Origin of the sequence: Moraxella haemolytica (genome assembly GCF_030177935.1) — a bacterium.
Classification (GTDB): Bacteria; Pseudomonadota; Gammaproteobacteria; order Pseudomonadales; family Moraxellaceae; genus Moraxella; species Moraxella haemolytica.
Map to the genome: position 1 here is coordinate 484570 of NZ_CP089974.1, position 14434 is coordinate 499003.

Consider the following 14434-nt stretch of genomic DNA (forward strand, 5'->3'; position numbering starts at 1 on the left):
TTTTACGCACCGTTTTGGAGTTATTCACACAGCCAATCTACAAGCTGTTTAATTGTATCAAAGTCAGAAATGACACTGTCCACATTTTCACTATCTAACCTATGTTTGTAGTTAGCCCATACTTGTTCATTTTTTTCAGCTAACCCCAAATGAGTTTCAATAGTGCCTTTTGTCCATAACCAAATTTGCTTTTCCTTAAGTAAGTTATGAAGCTTATGTATGGATTCACTTGATTCATCTTGTTGGGCCAAAATTTTATAGCCATAAGAAGCTGATATTTTTCTTTTTTCTCCATTGATTTTGGTTAGCTCACCTTTTCTAGGCAATTTATCTTCACCTATCAAAATTTCAGAATTATTTGCTAAGTTTTCTAAAACTTGAATTAAGGACTTTCTATCAGCATTACTTTCTTCTATAAACTCCTGTTTGTGGGCTTCTTTGAAAGCATAATCCAAATCTACAATTACCTTTGTAGGAATACCTATTTCTTGAAGTACGGTTAATGCTTTTTTGATGTTGCCAGTACCACCAACACTAACCAAAGCAATTTTTTCTTGTGCTAGTGTCTTTCCTTTTAATTTTTCAAAAATAAAAGGTAATAGCCTATGCTCTGTTGTACCTTCAACTAACAAAACTTTCTCAGAAAATAGAATTTTGCTAGAATTTGTTAAGCTAAATAGTAATTCTCTTTGGGATATGGTATCAGATATAACAGAATTCACGGCTTGTGAAAGGCTAGTCAGACAGACAGTTTTTTTTTCGCTCTTTCTTATTAGTAAGGTATTTCCAATATCTTCCGAAGTAATCATTTGAGCTGAATGAGTGGTAAAAATTACTTGATAGCCATTTTTGGATAAATACTTTAATGCCACTCTTAGTTGCTCTATTGCAGTAGGGTGTAAATATAGTTCTGGCTCATCTATCAAAAGTAAGTTTGTAGCAAAATTTTCTGTTGCATTTACTTCTGCCAAACTTCTAATGAGTGCCATTTGAATGGAACGTTGTGAACCGTGTCCATAATACGATAGATTTCTTGCAGTATCATCGCTTTCAAAAACCTTAATTGTTCCTGACTTGAATATGTCTGAGATATTGGGTGTTTCAAAATGTAGCTTTATTTGAACGCCCGAAAAGAAATCATTGATATTTTTATTTATTTGATTATCCAAATCTGATAAATCAGACAATCTCTCACTACCATCAGATGATATTTTCTTGTTTATTTCATTTAGGGATTTACTAAAATCTTCTGAATATCTTTCAGCTACTGATTTAAGCATTTTGTCCAGCAATTTGCCAATAGTAGTTGTATTTTTTGCTTTTGTTGCATCTTCTTCGGCATTATCCATAGCACTAATTTTAATAGGCTCTGGCAATAAAATCTTAATGGCATTATCAATACCATTGGGATTATCTACCCAAGTTGCGTTATTCTCATCATAAACACTAAGATTAACATTAGTTGCTTTGTCATCTATTTTATGCTGTGTTCTTTTTATTTTTAAAATTCCATTTGATATGTAAGGTTCAATCGATTTTCTTTGTTTAATTTCCATTTTATCAAGTCTTTCTTCGGTAATTCCTGAAATTTTACCAATAACTTCTACTGGCTGATTTTCATCAAAAAAGTCAGCTTTTGTTAGTGCAGATTTTTTGAGTAACCATTGAATGGCTAATAATACATTTGATTTTCCAGCATTATTATAGCCAACTAAAGCCGTATAAGGTGATAATTTGGTATTAAAACTTTTGCAAGAACGATAGTTGTTAATTGTAATTTCATCTAAAAAGTGCATATTAAATTCTCCAAATTTTGCTAGGAAACAAGACAATTCTACCACAAAATTGCCTTGTCTTTACACCAATTACAACTCTCCTTTATCCAAGAAATTTACTCGCAAACTCCCTTAGCACACCCCCCGCCTTATAGGTTTTGACATCACTATCGCTATCCAGGCGGCATAAGACAGGCACTTTTTCAATATCGCCATTTTTGCGTTCAATGACAAGTTCTAATTCACAGCGAGCTGAAATTTCCCCTTGTACCGCATAAATTTCTGTACCGTCTAATTTAAGGGTATGGCGATTTTGACCGTTTATAAATTGCAGCGGCAACACGCCCATTCCCACAAGGTTGGTACGGTGAATGCGTTCAAAGCCTTCTGCGACAATCACTTCCACGCCAGCCAAACGCACGCCCTTTGCCGCCCAATCCCTACTTGACCCTTGTCCATAATCCGCCCCTGCAATGATGATAAGAGGTTGTGAGCGGTTCATATAAGTTTCTATTGCCTCCCACATTCTCATCACCGTGCCATCTGGTTCAACTCGTGCCAGTGAGCCTTGTTTGATTGTACCATCAGCGTTTTTGACCATTTCATTAAAGAGTTTTGGATTTGCCAAAGTTGCTCGTTGTGCGGTCAAATGGTCGCCTCGGTGTGTAGCATAAGAGTTAAAATCCTTCTCTGGCACACCCATTTTTGCTAGATATTCTCCTGCTGCCGAATTTTTGATGATGGCATTGGACGGCGATAAATGGTCGGTGGTGATATTATCAGGCAAAATGGCAAGCGGTCGTAAGTTTTTAAGTTCACATTCTTTTGCCAATGCTCCCTCCCAATAGGGCGGACGGCGGATATAGGTGGACTTTTCACGCCAATCATACAGCGGACTTTGGGCGGTTTGTGAATTGCCCAAATCAAACATTGGAATGTAGATTTCTTTAAATTGCTCTGGTTTTACGCACTTGGCGACAATCTTGTCAATTTCATCATCTGATGGATAAATATCTTTTAGATAAATCGGCTTGTCGTTATGATAGCCTAAGACATCATTTTCAATGTCAAAACGAATCGTGCCAGCAATGGCATAGGCAACCACAAGGGGCGGACTTGCCAAAAATGCCTGTTTTGCTTGTGGGTGAATGCGTCCATCAAAATTGCGATTGCCTGAAAGCACTGCTGTGGCGTACAAATCACGATCGATGATTTCTTGCTCAATTTCAGGTCGTAATGCACCACTCATGCCATTACAAGTCGTGCAGGCAAAGCCAACAATGCCAAAGCCCAATTTTTCAAGTTCGGATAATAATCCTGCTTCTTGCAAGTACAATTTGGCTACTTTTGAACCAGGGGCAAATGATGATTTGACCCAAGGCTTGCGAGTTAAACCCAATTCATTCGCCTTCTTCGCCAACAGTCCTGCGGCAACGGTGTTTCTTGGGTTGGAAGTGTTGGTACAACTCGTTATCGCGGCGATAATCACCGCTCCGTCAGGCATTAGACCATCTGTGCGATTTTCTACCACGCCTGCAATACCTTTTGCCTTTAGCTCGGCCGTTGCTACTCGTGCGTGTGGGTTGGAAGGACCTGCGATATTACGAGTAACGGTAGATAAGTCAAATTCTAATACTCGTGGATAAACTGCCTTGGTCATTGCTTCTGCCCACAGCCCAATGGTTTTTGCATATTGTTCAACCAATTTAACTTGTTTAGGCTCACGACCTGTCAAAGTCAAATAATCCAAAGTGTTTTGGTCAGTATAAAATAGTCCAGCACTTGCCCCATATTCAGGGGTCATATTGGCAATCGTTGCTCTATCGCCAACTGACAGACTGTCTGCTCCTTCGCCAAAAAATTCCAAATACGCCCCAACCACTCGCTCGTTGCGTAAAAACTCAGTTAACGCCAGTACGATGTCGGTTGCTGTAATGCCTGCTTGCTTTCTGCCGATTAAATGCACGCCAATGATATCGGGTGTACGCATCATTGACGGTTGTCCTAACATCACGCATTCAGCCTCTAGACCGCCTACACCTACCGAAATTACACCTAGTGCATCGGTATGTGGTGTATGGCTGTCTGTACCGACACAGGTGTCAGGAAATGCTACACCATCTTTAATCTGCACCACGGGCGACATCTTTTCTAAATTGATTTGGTGCATAATGCCGTTGCCAGCAGGAATCACATCAACATTTTTAAAGGCGGTTTTTGTCCAGTTGATAAAATGAAAACGGTCATCATTACGGCGGTCTTCAATGGCACGGTTTTTGGCAAAAGCGTCAGGGTCATCGCCGCCGTGTTCCACCGCCAAAGAATGGTCTACAATGAGCTGGGTTTGTACCACAGGATTGACTTTGGAGGGGTCTCCGCCAGCTTGGGCAATCGCATCACGAAGTCCTGCTAAATCGACTAAAGCCGTCTGACCCAAAATGTCGTGGCACACCACTCGTGCAGGATACCAAGGAAAATCAAGCTCTTGCTTATTACCGATAAGTTCATTTAGATAATCGGTAAGTTTTGGGTCATCGCTACAATTTCGTACCAGCTGTTCGGCAAGTACTTTGGCGGTGTAGGGAAGTGCTTCATACGCACTTGGGCGAATGTCGTTAATTGCCTGTTCTACATCAAAGTAGTCTAATGCAGTATCGGCTAAGGGTTTACGGTAGTTTTTCATTGCTAAGTTTCCTTTTCTTTGGCTGTGAAAAAATTTATTTAAAACAGAATATGTTTTATAGGGGTGAAAAATATCGCTTAGTTGATTTATAAGGTCTGCTGGTAATGGATTTTTTAGATTTTCAAAAAACACATATTGTTTGTACTCTTCGTTTTTTTGTGTTTCAAAATGAAAAATACAAAGATTGAAATCACTATCTCGTGAAAATTTTCCATCACTATCAAGCAATGAAATAGTATGTTCCCCTCCTTCAAAACTATTAGTTTCGTATATTAAATCACCTCTTTTGCCATAAAATGCAGGATATATGAATCCGCTATGGATTCCATCATATAAATTTCCAGTATAAGGCAAACATTCTTTTGGTTGACAAAGGAAAGACATATTTTTAAATGACATCATCAATATTTTATAAGGATAACTTTTTGTTTGTTTTGATGATTTTACATCTCTGATTTTTTTTATTATTTTTAATATTTCAGTTGTTCCAAATGGTTTGTATTCATTAAATGCAGAAAAAATATTCTTATTGGGATTGTTTTTAAAAAATAATTTGATATTTTTATTTATTTTTGCATTATCTAAATTTTTTTGTTTGATGCAATCTCTATGTTCATTAACAGAAACGCATTCAAAAGCAATATTTTTTCCATTAATTGTAGCACAAAAATCAGGTGTGGAATTTTCATTATCTTCTAATAAAAAATTTCCATAAGAATACATAGGTTCCAACATATGTAATTCATTGATGAAATTTTGAATATTAACATTGTCTTTTTCGTCTTTAAATCTTTTCAGACGCTCTTTGTCAATAGCTTTGTTGTCTAATGCTTTTCTAATTAAACTCTCCAAATCAAATTTATTGTTCATATATAAAATTTCAAATAAAGGATTGATAGTTGCTTTTCTGGATAAAGCCCCTTGCTCCAATTTTAGTTTTTCTATATATTCATCTCCTAATAAATCAAATAGTATAGGAAATTTACTTTCTATTTCATTTATTTCTCTCATAAAGCACTCCAATTTTAAAAACAAAGGCACATTTTCCCAATTAAAAATATGCCCTTGTTTTATTGAATTACCGCTCACCCATCGGCACAAATTTTAAATCATCAGGACCGGTATAATTGGCTGATGGACGGATAATTTTGCCATCTGAACGCTGTTCTAGCACATGAGCCGACCAGCCTGCGGTACGAGCGATGACAAACAGTGGGGTAAACATTGCGGTCGGCACCCCCATTTTTTGATAAGACACCGCAGAGAACCAATCAAGATTTGGGAACATTTTTTTCTCGTTCCACATTACGCTTTCCAAGCGTTCGGCGATGTCAAATAAACGCATATCGCCTGTTTCCTCCGATAGGTCTTTGGCGACTTGCTTAATGACGACATTTCTAGGGTCAGCAATGGTATAGACAGGGTGTCCAAAACCAATGATAATCTCTTTTTTGGCAATGCGTTCTTTAATATCGGCTTCGGCTTCATCAGGCGTGCGATAGCGTTTTTGAATGTCATAAGCGACTTCGTTGGCACCGCCGTGCTTTGGTCCTTTTAATGCTCCAATCGACCCACAAATGCACGAATAAATATCAGACCCTGTGCCAGCAATGACACGACTGGTGAATGTGGACGCATTGAACTCGTGCTCAGCATATAAAATCAGACTGATGTGCATTGCTTTAACATGGCTGTTGTCTGGTCGTCTGCCGTGCAATAGATGCAAAAAATGCCCACCAATGCTGTCTTCTTCGCTCTCCACACTGATACGCTTGCCATTGTGGCTGTATTGATACCAATACAGTAGCATAGAGCCTAGACTTGCAATTAGTTTATCAGCAATGTCTTTAGCCTCTGACGCAGGCTGGCTCTCACGCTCGGGGTGTACGCAACCAAGCATGGATACACCTGTTCTCATCACATCCATCGGGTGTGTATGGGCAGGCAGGCTCTCTAATACTTCAATGACCCGAATCGGCAAACCACGCATGGATTTTAATTTTTGTTTGTAGGCTGTCAGCTCAAATCGATTGGGTAGGTGTCCGTGGATGAGTAGATGAGCGACCTCTTCATATTCGCAGTTATTTGCTAAGTCTAAAATATCATAACCACGATAATGCAAATCATTGCCTGATTTACCAACGGTGCAAAGAGCGGTATTGCCTGCGATTTGTCCGCTTAGGGCGACTGATTTTTTGGGTTTAAAGCCGTCAATTTTGGGTAGGGTTTGTTCACTCATAGCAGTGTTCCTTTTGTCCTTAATGGGAAGAATGATAATTTAATGGCATTAGACGGTTAAATTATCGGTTTTTGGATAATTATGCTTGGATAATTATCCGTTTTTTAAATATCCTTTTTAAAACTGGGTGGGGATATTTAAATTTTTACAGCTTTAAAAATCCAGAGTGCCCAATTTTTAAAGCCAATATTAACAATATTATAAAAATTAACATTTTAAAAATGTTAGTACTAATTTTATCTCTTAACCATATACCAATATATAGACCGATAATAGAAAATATGGTTAGAAAAAATATCAATCCATATTCATTTTTATCAAGTAATAAATATTGATTTCTTAGCATATAAATTTGAATAATTTTTGCTAATAAAAAACATAAATTACTTGCTTTTGTGATACGATTTTTATCATCTGTTTCACTAAATAAAAACATAAGTAATATTGGGGACATTGCATTAGTAGCACCACCAACTATCCCAGCTAATAACCCAAATAAAACCATATTTTTATTATTAGGATTTACTTTAATGCTTTTAGCTTTTCCATACATATTCAATAATCCGTTTATTGAATAATATAGGGTAATACTTGCCATTAAAATATATAAATAAGATACTGGTAACATTAAAAGCATTTTTACACCTAAAATACTTCCAATAACACTACTAATAGCAAGCAATTTATAAGCTCTTAGGTAGTAAATTATTTCTTGATAAATGCTTTTTTGATTATTGCTACATAATACCAATATACTCATCAAAAGACTGGGTAATGCTACCAATGCAACTACCTTAGATAGGGGCATAACAAATGCTAAGGAAGTAGTTCCTAGCATTGGAAATGCCATACCTGTAATTCCGTGCAATATTGAAGCAATAACAAAAACAATAGATTGTATTATCTCTTGCACAAAATCCCCCTAAATGGTAATTCTAGCTCTAACATAATGTCTAGATTTATCTGTATAATCTGTTCTAGCGTGCAAACCATTGGAATTATCAATAATGATTAAATCATCATCTTGTGCGGAAAACTCTTGAATATTATTGGAGTTTTTTATCAAACTTACCATATAATCAAGAGCATCTATCATTTCTTGCGTTACCTTATCTTTATTTTCTAAAATGCCTTTGTAAATACAATCATCTCTAAATCTAATCATTTGACTATCATTGGGCAAAATAGTTCCCCATACAACACCATCTCTTTCCCCAAAGGATTTTGGTGTTTTAAATGGATGCTGATTATTTGCAAGAATATTTGGATATTGCAATCCAAGTTCTGTATTTGATAGTTCTTTCTTAATATCAGATGAACTTAAAAATAGAGAATTCCCCTCATCGTTAGCAGATTTTACAACATACATTACCAAGTAATTTTCTGGATTTTCACTAAAAGACGAATCGCTATGAAGTGAGCATTCTCCAACATCTTCCGAAAATGTAATTTCATTGTTAGTTGCATAGTCATCACCACGATATTTAATATCCCAAAATATGGATTTTAAATTATCATCATTTTTATGATTTGTTAATTTTCCTAATTTAGAAAGAAAGTCAAATAATTTTTGATTTCTCTCTACTTCATCACAATTACCAATATTTAAACCACGAACAATACAATATCCAACATTGCTGACCTTTTCGTGAATTTTTTCCAATAGATTGACATTGGTAACAGATAGAATATGGTTTTTACTCATAGTAGATAACCTTATTTAATTAGTTGATTGAAAATTGATTGCTTTTGATTTATGAAGAAATCATTAGTTAGCTTTTGCGTTAATATACCTCCTATCCAAATAATCCTCAAAAGCGTGGTAATTAATGCGTTCGTATAATTCACTGCGAGTTTGCATTGTGTCTATGACATTTTTTTGTGTGCCGTCAGCTCGTATGGCATTATAGACATTCTCTGCTGCCTTATTCATTGCTCTAAAAGCTGATAGTGGATATAAGGCGAGTGAAACGTCTACGCTTGCTAATTCATCGGTGGTATAAAGTGGCGTTGAGCCAAATTCGGTGATGTTCGCCAAAATCGGCACGCCTGTCGCATTGGCAAATTTTTGATACATCGCAAGGTCGGTAATTGCTTCTGGAAATAGCATATCTGCCCCGGCCTCTACATAGGCACACGCTCGCTCAATCGCACCGTCTAAGCCTTCTACTGCTAAGGCATCGGTACGAGCCATAATCACAAAATTGTCATCGGTACGAGAATCTACAGCCGCTTTGATTCTATCTACCATCTCTTGCGTGGAGACAACGGCTTTATTTGGGCGGTGACCACAGCGTTTTGCACCAATCTGGTCTTCAATGTGCATTGCTCCTGCCCCAAATTTGATTAAAGATTTTGTGGTGCGGGCAATATTAAACGCACTCGCCCCAAAACCTGTATCGGCGTCCACCAGCAGGGGTAAGTCGCATACATCGGTAATGCGGCGAACATCGGTAAGTACATCATCAAGATTAGAAATGCCCAAATCAGGCAAGCCAAGAGAGCCTGCTGCCACACCACCACCTGATAAATAGATGGCTTTAAAGCCTGCTCTTTTGGCAAGTAGTGCATGGTTTGCGTTAATTGCACCGACAACTTGTAAAGGTCTTTCATTGTTGACGGCTTGACGAAAATTAAGACCTGCTGAAGTGATACTCATGATGGTTATCCTTTGTTCTTAAAAGCAGCAAAAGCTGGCTGGGATTGAATGATGTTTACAAATTAGTGTGTAAGTAAGGCCTATATAATAGGCGACTAAATGATGGTGATATGATTTAGTATAGTCATAAGTTTGAAATATTGCCATAGACGAGTTCTAAAAAACACTCATCATAAAGATGAGTGTTGCAATACTATACAGAAATTAAATAATATACTTTGTGTTTTGCAATATTATGGGCGGATTTATACAAATTTTGGATATTATGTAAAATATTTAAAATATTTTGTTACAAATTTATCAATAAGGGGTTTGTTTGTATGATGCCTTTTTTTTCATAGACAGTTTGGATTGATTTTAATAGTGTAGTGATGTTAGGGTTTTGGTTGTCCAAAAGTGTATTAAGATATATGGGGGAGGTGGCATTATCAGGGCTAAGTGGTAGGTAGGTGATTTTTTCTTGATGAATTCCCTTTAGGCTTATTGGCACGATGGTGACGCCTTCACCTGCTGACACAAGCCCTAAGGCAATCTGCATATCTCTAACCTTTTGAGTATTTTTTGGAATAAGATGTCGTTCGTAAAATAAATGTAAAAGAGGATCAAACTCTTGTCCTGTACTCAATAGTATGGGTGTGCGATGATACAAGATTAACATCTCATCATTTAATGATTTAAAAGAAATGTTGCTTTTTTTTGTAAGTTGATGATTCATCGGCAGGGCAACAACCAGCCGTTCATGTCGTAAGAGTATTTGTTTGATGAATGATTCTGACGATAAAAAACGACCAAAGCCGACATCGATTTCGCCTGCTTTTAATGCACGATTCTGATCACCAGAGCTGATTTCTGTCAGTCTAACATCAAGGTTTGGCAGTTGTACTCTTAGCTCGCCTATTACATCAGGCAGTAGTCCATATAAGATTGATGCCACAAAACCGATTCTTAAAGTATTTGGGGTGTATTTACCAAAAGTTTGGGTGAGTGTGATGAGTTCATTTAGCTCATGCAGGTTTTTTTGGCGTGATTATAAAAAAAGATACCTGCCGCTGTTAACTGTATTGGTCAATGGCGACGGTCGATGAGTTGTTGTCCGAGCGTCTGTTCAAGCTGGGCAATATGGCGAGATAAGGTGGGTTGTGAGATACCTAGCATCTTGGCGGACTGGCTGATATTACCCGTCTTTGCTACATGAATAAAGGTGTTGAGATGAGATAAATCCATGATTTATGCCAAGTTTAAAAATAGTATAATTAGAATAGCACAAAATCATAGTTTTGTGTGGTATGACTTAAATTGAGTTGCTATGAGTTGCTATAATGTTGCGGTAGGGTTAAAAAATTCTCAAATTTTCCACAAAAATACTTGAAATGCTAAAAAACTATGCTATCATGCGAACTACCAAATTTTATTTATATTTTATGGAGCCTAGTTCATCACGCAAGCTAAGTCAAATAAAGATGGTGTTTGGTTGATGGACTGGTGAGAATTGTGGCCTACTTTCTTAACAGGATTTAATAAGTAGTAACAATTTTTAGGGCTAGGAGTGGTCTTAAGAAGTATTTTGTTAAGGAAGTGAATTTTTAAATTGCAACTATGCAATTTACAAGGAGGTTACCATGTCGCATGGTACAGAACACGATGTCGTGGGCTACTGGAAAGCCAATGTACGCCTCATCATCGGTTGCTTAATTGTTTGGGCATTATGCTCGCTCGGTTTTGCTATCATACTTCGCCCAGCATTGATGGGCATCACTTTCATGGGTACAGACCTTGGACTATGGTTTGGTCAGCAAGGTGCTATTCTTGTTTTTGTCGCTTTGATTTTTTTCTATGCTTGGCGTATGAACAAGCTGGATAAAGAATATGGCGTAGAGGAGGAATAAGCCATGAGTCAGTTTTGGATTAACCTATTTTTTGTTGGTGCTTCGTTCGTGCTTTACTTTGGGATTGCACTGTGGGCGCGTGCTGGCTCAACAGAAGAATTCTATGTTGCAGGTGGCGGTGTTCACCCTGTTGTGAACGGTATGGCAACGGGTGCTGACTGGATGAGTGCTGCGTCATTTATCTCAATGGCAGGTATGCTAGCGATGGGTGGCTATGCTGCGTCGGCCTATTTGATGGGTTGGACGGGTGGCTTTGTATTGCTTGCATTATTGCTCGCCCCTTACCTTCGTAAGTTCGGTAAATTTACTGTACCTGACTTTATTGGCGATCGTTTCTATTCTAAATCGGCTCGTCTGATTGCGGTTGTCTGCCTTATTCTTGCATGTACAACCTATGTTATCGGTCAGATGACAGGTGCTGGCGTTGCTTTCTCTCGCTTCTTAGAAGTTGATAAGAATACAGGTCTTATCATTGCTGCTGTTGTGGTATTATTCTATGCTGTATTAGGTGGCATGAAGGGTATCACCTATACACAGGTTGCTCAGTATGTGGTATTGATGATTGCCTATATCGTGCCTGCGATTTTTATTTCTTTAAACATCACTGGTAACCCTATCCCAGCTTTGGGCATGTTTGGCAATGATGTGGAAAGTGGCATGACCATGTTGTCTAAGCTTGACGCATTAGTAACCGATCTGGGTTTTGCTGCTTATACTGCCGATGTACCTGATAAACTAAATATGTTCTTGCTGACTTTATCGTTGATGATTGGTACTGCTGGTTTGCCACATGTTATCATCCGCTTCTTTACGGTTAATAAAGTATCCGATGCTCGTTCGTCAGCAGGCTGGACATTGGTATTCATCGCCTTGCTATATACGACCGCTCCTGCGGTAGGTTCTATGGCTCGTATGAATTTGGTTGAGACTGTATATCCAAATGGTACAGCTTCTGCACCGATTGATTATGAAGCTCGCCCAGAATGGATGAAAAACTGGGAACAAACAGGTCTTTTGAAGTTTGAAGATAAAAATGGTGATGGCAAAATTGATTACTATAATGACAACTCAAAAGACGATGCTTTCTTGGCAGCGGCTGAAGCCAAAGGCTTAAAAGGCAATGAATTGGTTGCTAACAATGACATCATGGTACTTGCCAACCCTGAGATTGCAAACTTACCTGGTTGGGTTATTGGTCTGATTGCAGCAGGTGGTATCGCAGCGGCGTTATCTACTGCAGCAGGTCTGTTGCTAGCCATCTCGTCAGCCATTTCGCATGATTTGATTAAAATGGTGCTCAAGCCAGACATTTCGGATAAAGGTGAACTAAATGTCGCCCGTGTCGTGATGGTATTATCGATTGCGGTAGCCACTTGGTTGGGTATGAATCCGCCAGGCTTTGCGGCACAAACAGTCGCCTTGGCGTTCGGTATTGCAGGCTCTTCGTTGTTCCCTGCCTTGATGATGGGTATATTCTCAAAACGCATTAACAACAAAGGTGCGGTTGCGGGTATGCTAGCAGGGTTGATCTTCACCTGTATATACATATTCTTGTTTAAAGGTTGGTTCTTTATTCCAGGTACTGCAAGTCTTGCTGATGATGCTTCTGGTTGGATCTTTGGTATCAATCCACTTGGTATCGGTCCGATTGGTGCATTGCTAAACTTCGTGGTCGCATTTGCGGTATCGTATATGACAGCACCGCCACCACAAGAGATTCAAGATCTTGTTGAAAGCGTACGCTATCCTAAAGGTGCAGGTGCTGCGATTGATCACTAATCGCAAAGCCTTTAAAAAATGCAAGTCTTAAGGGCTTGCATTTTTTATTGCATATTTGCACTCATGACTAACGATATGAAATTATTTATATGTCAAGTCAAAGTGTATAAAAGGGTTGAAAAAAACTAACTATTCAAGCAGAATGCTTTGTGATATAGTTTGGATACTGTATGATGACTTATGATAATCATCAAAGCATTTGGCAAACTGATTGGTAAATTTAAGGAAAAATAACGATGTTTTGGGAATTGATTGCAACTTTTTTGACAGGATTTATGGCGGCAGGCGTGGTGATGTCATTACGACTTATCATCAAAAAATTACCAAAGTGGATTGTGCCGGCAGCAGCAGGGCTTGGTATGATTGGTTTTCAGGTGTATAGCGAGTATGATTGGTTTGACCATACCAAAAACCGTCTCCCAGAGGGAGTGGTCGTGGTGGCGACGCATGAATCATCTGTATTTTATCAGCCTTGGTCGTATTTTATTGCACCAACCACTCGCTTTGTGGCTGTTGAAAAGATAGTAGGTGAGTCAGGTCTTGTTAGGCAAGCGAACTTATACTTTTTTGAAAGACGCATGTCGGCAGAGCATACGCCCATTTTGGTGGATTGTCAGAATAAACGCCAATCTGACTTCTCAAAAGTACCAAATTGGGGCATAACGCCAATGACTAATAATATCGTCATGGCAGTATGCAATTAAAGTGTTCTAAAGATTAATAGCAATAAAAACCTTGATTATATCATACCAGAAAATAGATAATTTTGTAGTAGTTCTCATTGTGTACACATCTTATAGATGATTTGAGTAATAAGTTTAAAACCAAAGTTAGTAAAATAAAAGTGAGTATTTAAATAAAAAAGTCCTGCCAGTGCAGGGCTTTTTTTGGTTTATGAATCAGATTTTGAATTTTTCTTTAACAAAGTAATAATTTCTTTTAGTGAATCAATCTCATTTTGTTTTTGTTCTAGTAGCACATCTTTATTTTGAAGTAATTCATCTTTATGTCTCAATAACATCTTTAGTTTTTCGTTGTCAGTGGCAATACTATCATTTGTTCCACAGTAAGCTGTATTATTATCTGAACTTTCGTTATTCATTAAAAAATAAATGTTTTTATTGCTATTTTGCATCAGTTCAAGCACATCCAACTCAAAAATCTGTGCTATTTGTTCTAGTTTGGCTAATGTCAGCTTGGTCTCTCCGCGTTCAATCTTAGCGTAGCCATTAACAGACATGTGCAATTTATTTGCCATCTCCTCTTGAGACCACTGATTTATTTCACGCATGATTTTAATTTTTTGGGGAATGTTTTTCATATTGCCTACTTTTTGGGTAATTTTCACCACAAATGTGTTTTTTATAAATATTGCTTGTTGGTGGTTGAAGTTGCTTGTCATCACTATAATTT

At 37.9% G+C, this 14434-nt stretch carries 12 protein-coding genes; 3 read left to right on the forward strand and 9 right to left on the reverse strand.

The features are described from left to right. Positions 1–20 precede the first annotated feature (20 nt). The 8 genes from LU276_RS02245 to LU276_RS02280 all read right to left on the reverse strand — a co-directional run bounded on the left by LU276_RS02245 (position 21) and on the right by LU276_RS02280 (position 10580). Positions 21–1841 carry an ATP-dependent nuclease gene (locus LU276_RS02245; protein WP_284674057.1) on the reverse strand — a complete coding sequence of 607 codons (1821 nt, stop codon included), beginning with the start codon at positions 1839–1841 and terminating at the stop codon, positions 21–23. 37 nt (positions 1842–1878) lie between these two features. Continuing rightward, positions 1879–4458 (reverse strand): Fe/S-dependent 2-methylisocitrate dehydratase AcnD, encoded by a 2580-nt coding sequence (gene acnD / locus LU276_RS02250; protein WP_284674058.1) that lies wholly within the window; start codon positions 4456–4458, stop codon positions 1879–1881. Between the two features lie 1078 nt (positions 4459–5536). Further along, on the reverse strand, positions 5537–6697 hold the full coding sequence (gene prpC / locus LU276_RS02255) for a bifunctional 2-methylcitrate synthase/citrate synthase (protein ID WP_284674059.1): 1161 nt from the start codon (positions 6695–6697) through the stop codon (positions 5537–5539). Positions 6698–6842: 145 nt separating this feature from the next. Further along, positions 6843–7610, reverse strand: a complete 768-nt coding sequence (locus LU276_RS02260; protein ID WP_284674060.1) for a sulfite exporter TauE/SafE family protein — start codon at positions 7608–7610, stop codon at positions 6843–6845. Positions 7611–7619: 9 nt separating this feature from the next. Then, positions 7620–8402: a TauD/TfdA family dioxygenase gene (locus LU276_RS02265; protein ID WP_284674061.1), complete on the reverse strand. Its 783-nt coding sequence runs from the start codon at positions 8400–8402 to the stop codon at positions 7620–7622. A 63-nt stretch (positions 8403–8465) separates the two neighbouring features. After that, on the reverse strand, positions 8466–9356 hold the full coding sequence (gene prpB / locus LU276_RS02270; protein WP_284674062.1) for a methylisocitrate lyase: 891 nt from the start codon (positions 9354–9356) through the stop codon (positions 8466–8468). A gap of 289 nt (positions 9357–9645) precedes the next feature. Beyond that, positions 9646–10290, reverse strand: coding sequence for a LysR substrate-binding domain-containing protein (locus LU276_RS02275; RefSeq protein ID WP_284674063.1), 645 nt, complete (start codon positions 10288–10290; stop codon positions 9646–9648). A 131-nt stretch (positions 10291–10421) separates the two neighbouring features. Further along, positions 10422–10580 (reverse strand): helix-turn-helix domain-containing protein, encoded by a 159-nt coding sequence (locus LU276_RS02280; RefSeq protein WP_284674064.1) that lies wholly within the window; start codon positions 10578–10580, stop codon positions 10422–10424. A 395-nt stretch (positions 10581–10975) separates the two neighbouring features. On the opposite strand from LU276_RS02280, the gene LU276_RS02285 reads away from it, so the two are divergent. The 3 genes from LU276_RS02285 (at position 10976) to LU276_RS02295 (ending at position 13725) form a co-directional block, all read left to right on the forward strand. Then, positions 10976–11242, forward strand: a complete 267-nt coding sequence (locus tag LU276_RS02285) for a DUF4212 domain-containing protein (protein ID WP_284674065.1) — start codon at positions 10976–10978, stop codon at positions 11240–11242. A 3-nt stretch (positions 11243–11245) separates the two neighbouring features. Further along, positions 11246–13021 carry a sodium:solute symporter family protein gene (locus LU276_RS02290; RefSeq protein ID WP_284674066.1) on the forward strand — a complete coding sequence of 592 codons (1776 nt, stop codon included), beginning with the start codon at positions 11246–11248 and terminating at the stop codon, positions 13019–13021. Positions 13022–13257: 236 nt separating this feature from the next. Next, positions 13258–13725, forward strand: coding sequence for a hypothetical protein (locus LU276_RS02295; protein ID WP_284674067.1), 468 nt, complete (start codon positions 13258–13260; stop codon positions 13723–13725). Between the two features lie 188 nt (positions 13726–13913). Here the strand turns inward: LU276_RS02295 and LU276_RS02300 are convergent, their stop codons facing one another. Continuing rightward, complete coding sequence (locus LU276_RS02300) at positions 13914–14423, reverse strand: helix-turn-helix domain-containing protein (RefSeq protein WP_284674068.1); 510 nt, start codon at positions 14421–14423, stop codon at positions 13914–13916. Positions 14424–14434 lie beyond the last annotated feature (11 nt).

What these genes read in the sequence shown, in the direction of transcription:
- prpC (WP_284674059.1), bottom strand. Translation starts at nt 6,697, where the DNA reads ATGAGTGAACAAACCCTACCCAAAATTGACGGCTTTAAACCCAAAAAA.
- LU276_RS02290 (WP_284674066.1), top strand. Translation starts at nt 11,246, where the DNA reads ATGAGTCAGTTTTGGATTAACCTATTTTTTGTTGGTGCTTCGTTCGTG.
- LU276_RS02280 (WP_284674064.1), bottom strand. Translation starts at nt 10,580, where the DNA reads ATGGATTTATCTCATCTCAACACCTTTATTCATGTAGCAAAGACGGGT.
- LU276_RS02295 (WP_284674067.1), top strand. Translation starts at nt 13,258, where the DNA reads ATGTTTTGGGAATTGATTGCAACTTTTTTGACAGGATTTATGGCGGCA.
- LU276_RS02265 (WP_284674061.1), bottom strand. Translation starts at nt 8,402, where the DNA reads ATGAGTAAAAACCATATTCTATCTGTTACCAATGTCAATCTATTGGAA.
- LU276_RS02300 (WP_284674068.1), bottom strand. Translation starts at nt 14,423, where the DNA reads ATGACAAGCAACTTCAACCACCAACAAGCAATATTTATAAAAAACACA.
- acnD (WP_284674058.1), bottom strand. Translation starts at nt 4,458, where the DNA reads ATGAAAAACTACCGTAAACCCTTAGCCGATACTGCATTAGACTACTTT.
- LU276_RS02285 (WP_284674065.1), top strand. Translation starts at nt 10,976, where the DNA reads ATGTCGCATGGTACAGAACACGATGTCGTGGGCTACTGGAAAGCCAAT.
- prpB (WP_284674062.1), bottom strand. Translation starts at nt 9,356, where the DNA reads ATGAGTATCACTTCAGCAGGTCTTAATTTTCGTCAAGCCGTCAACAAT.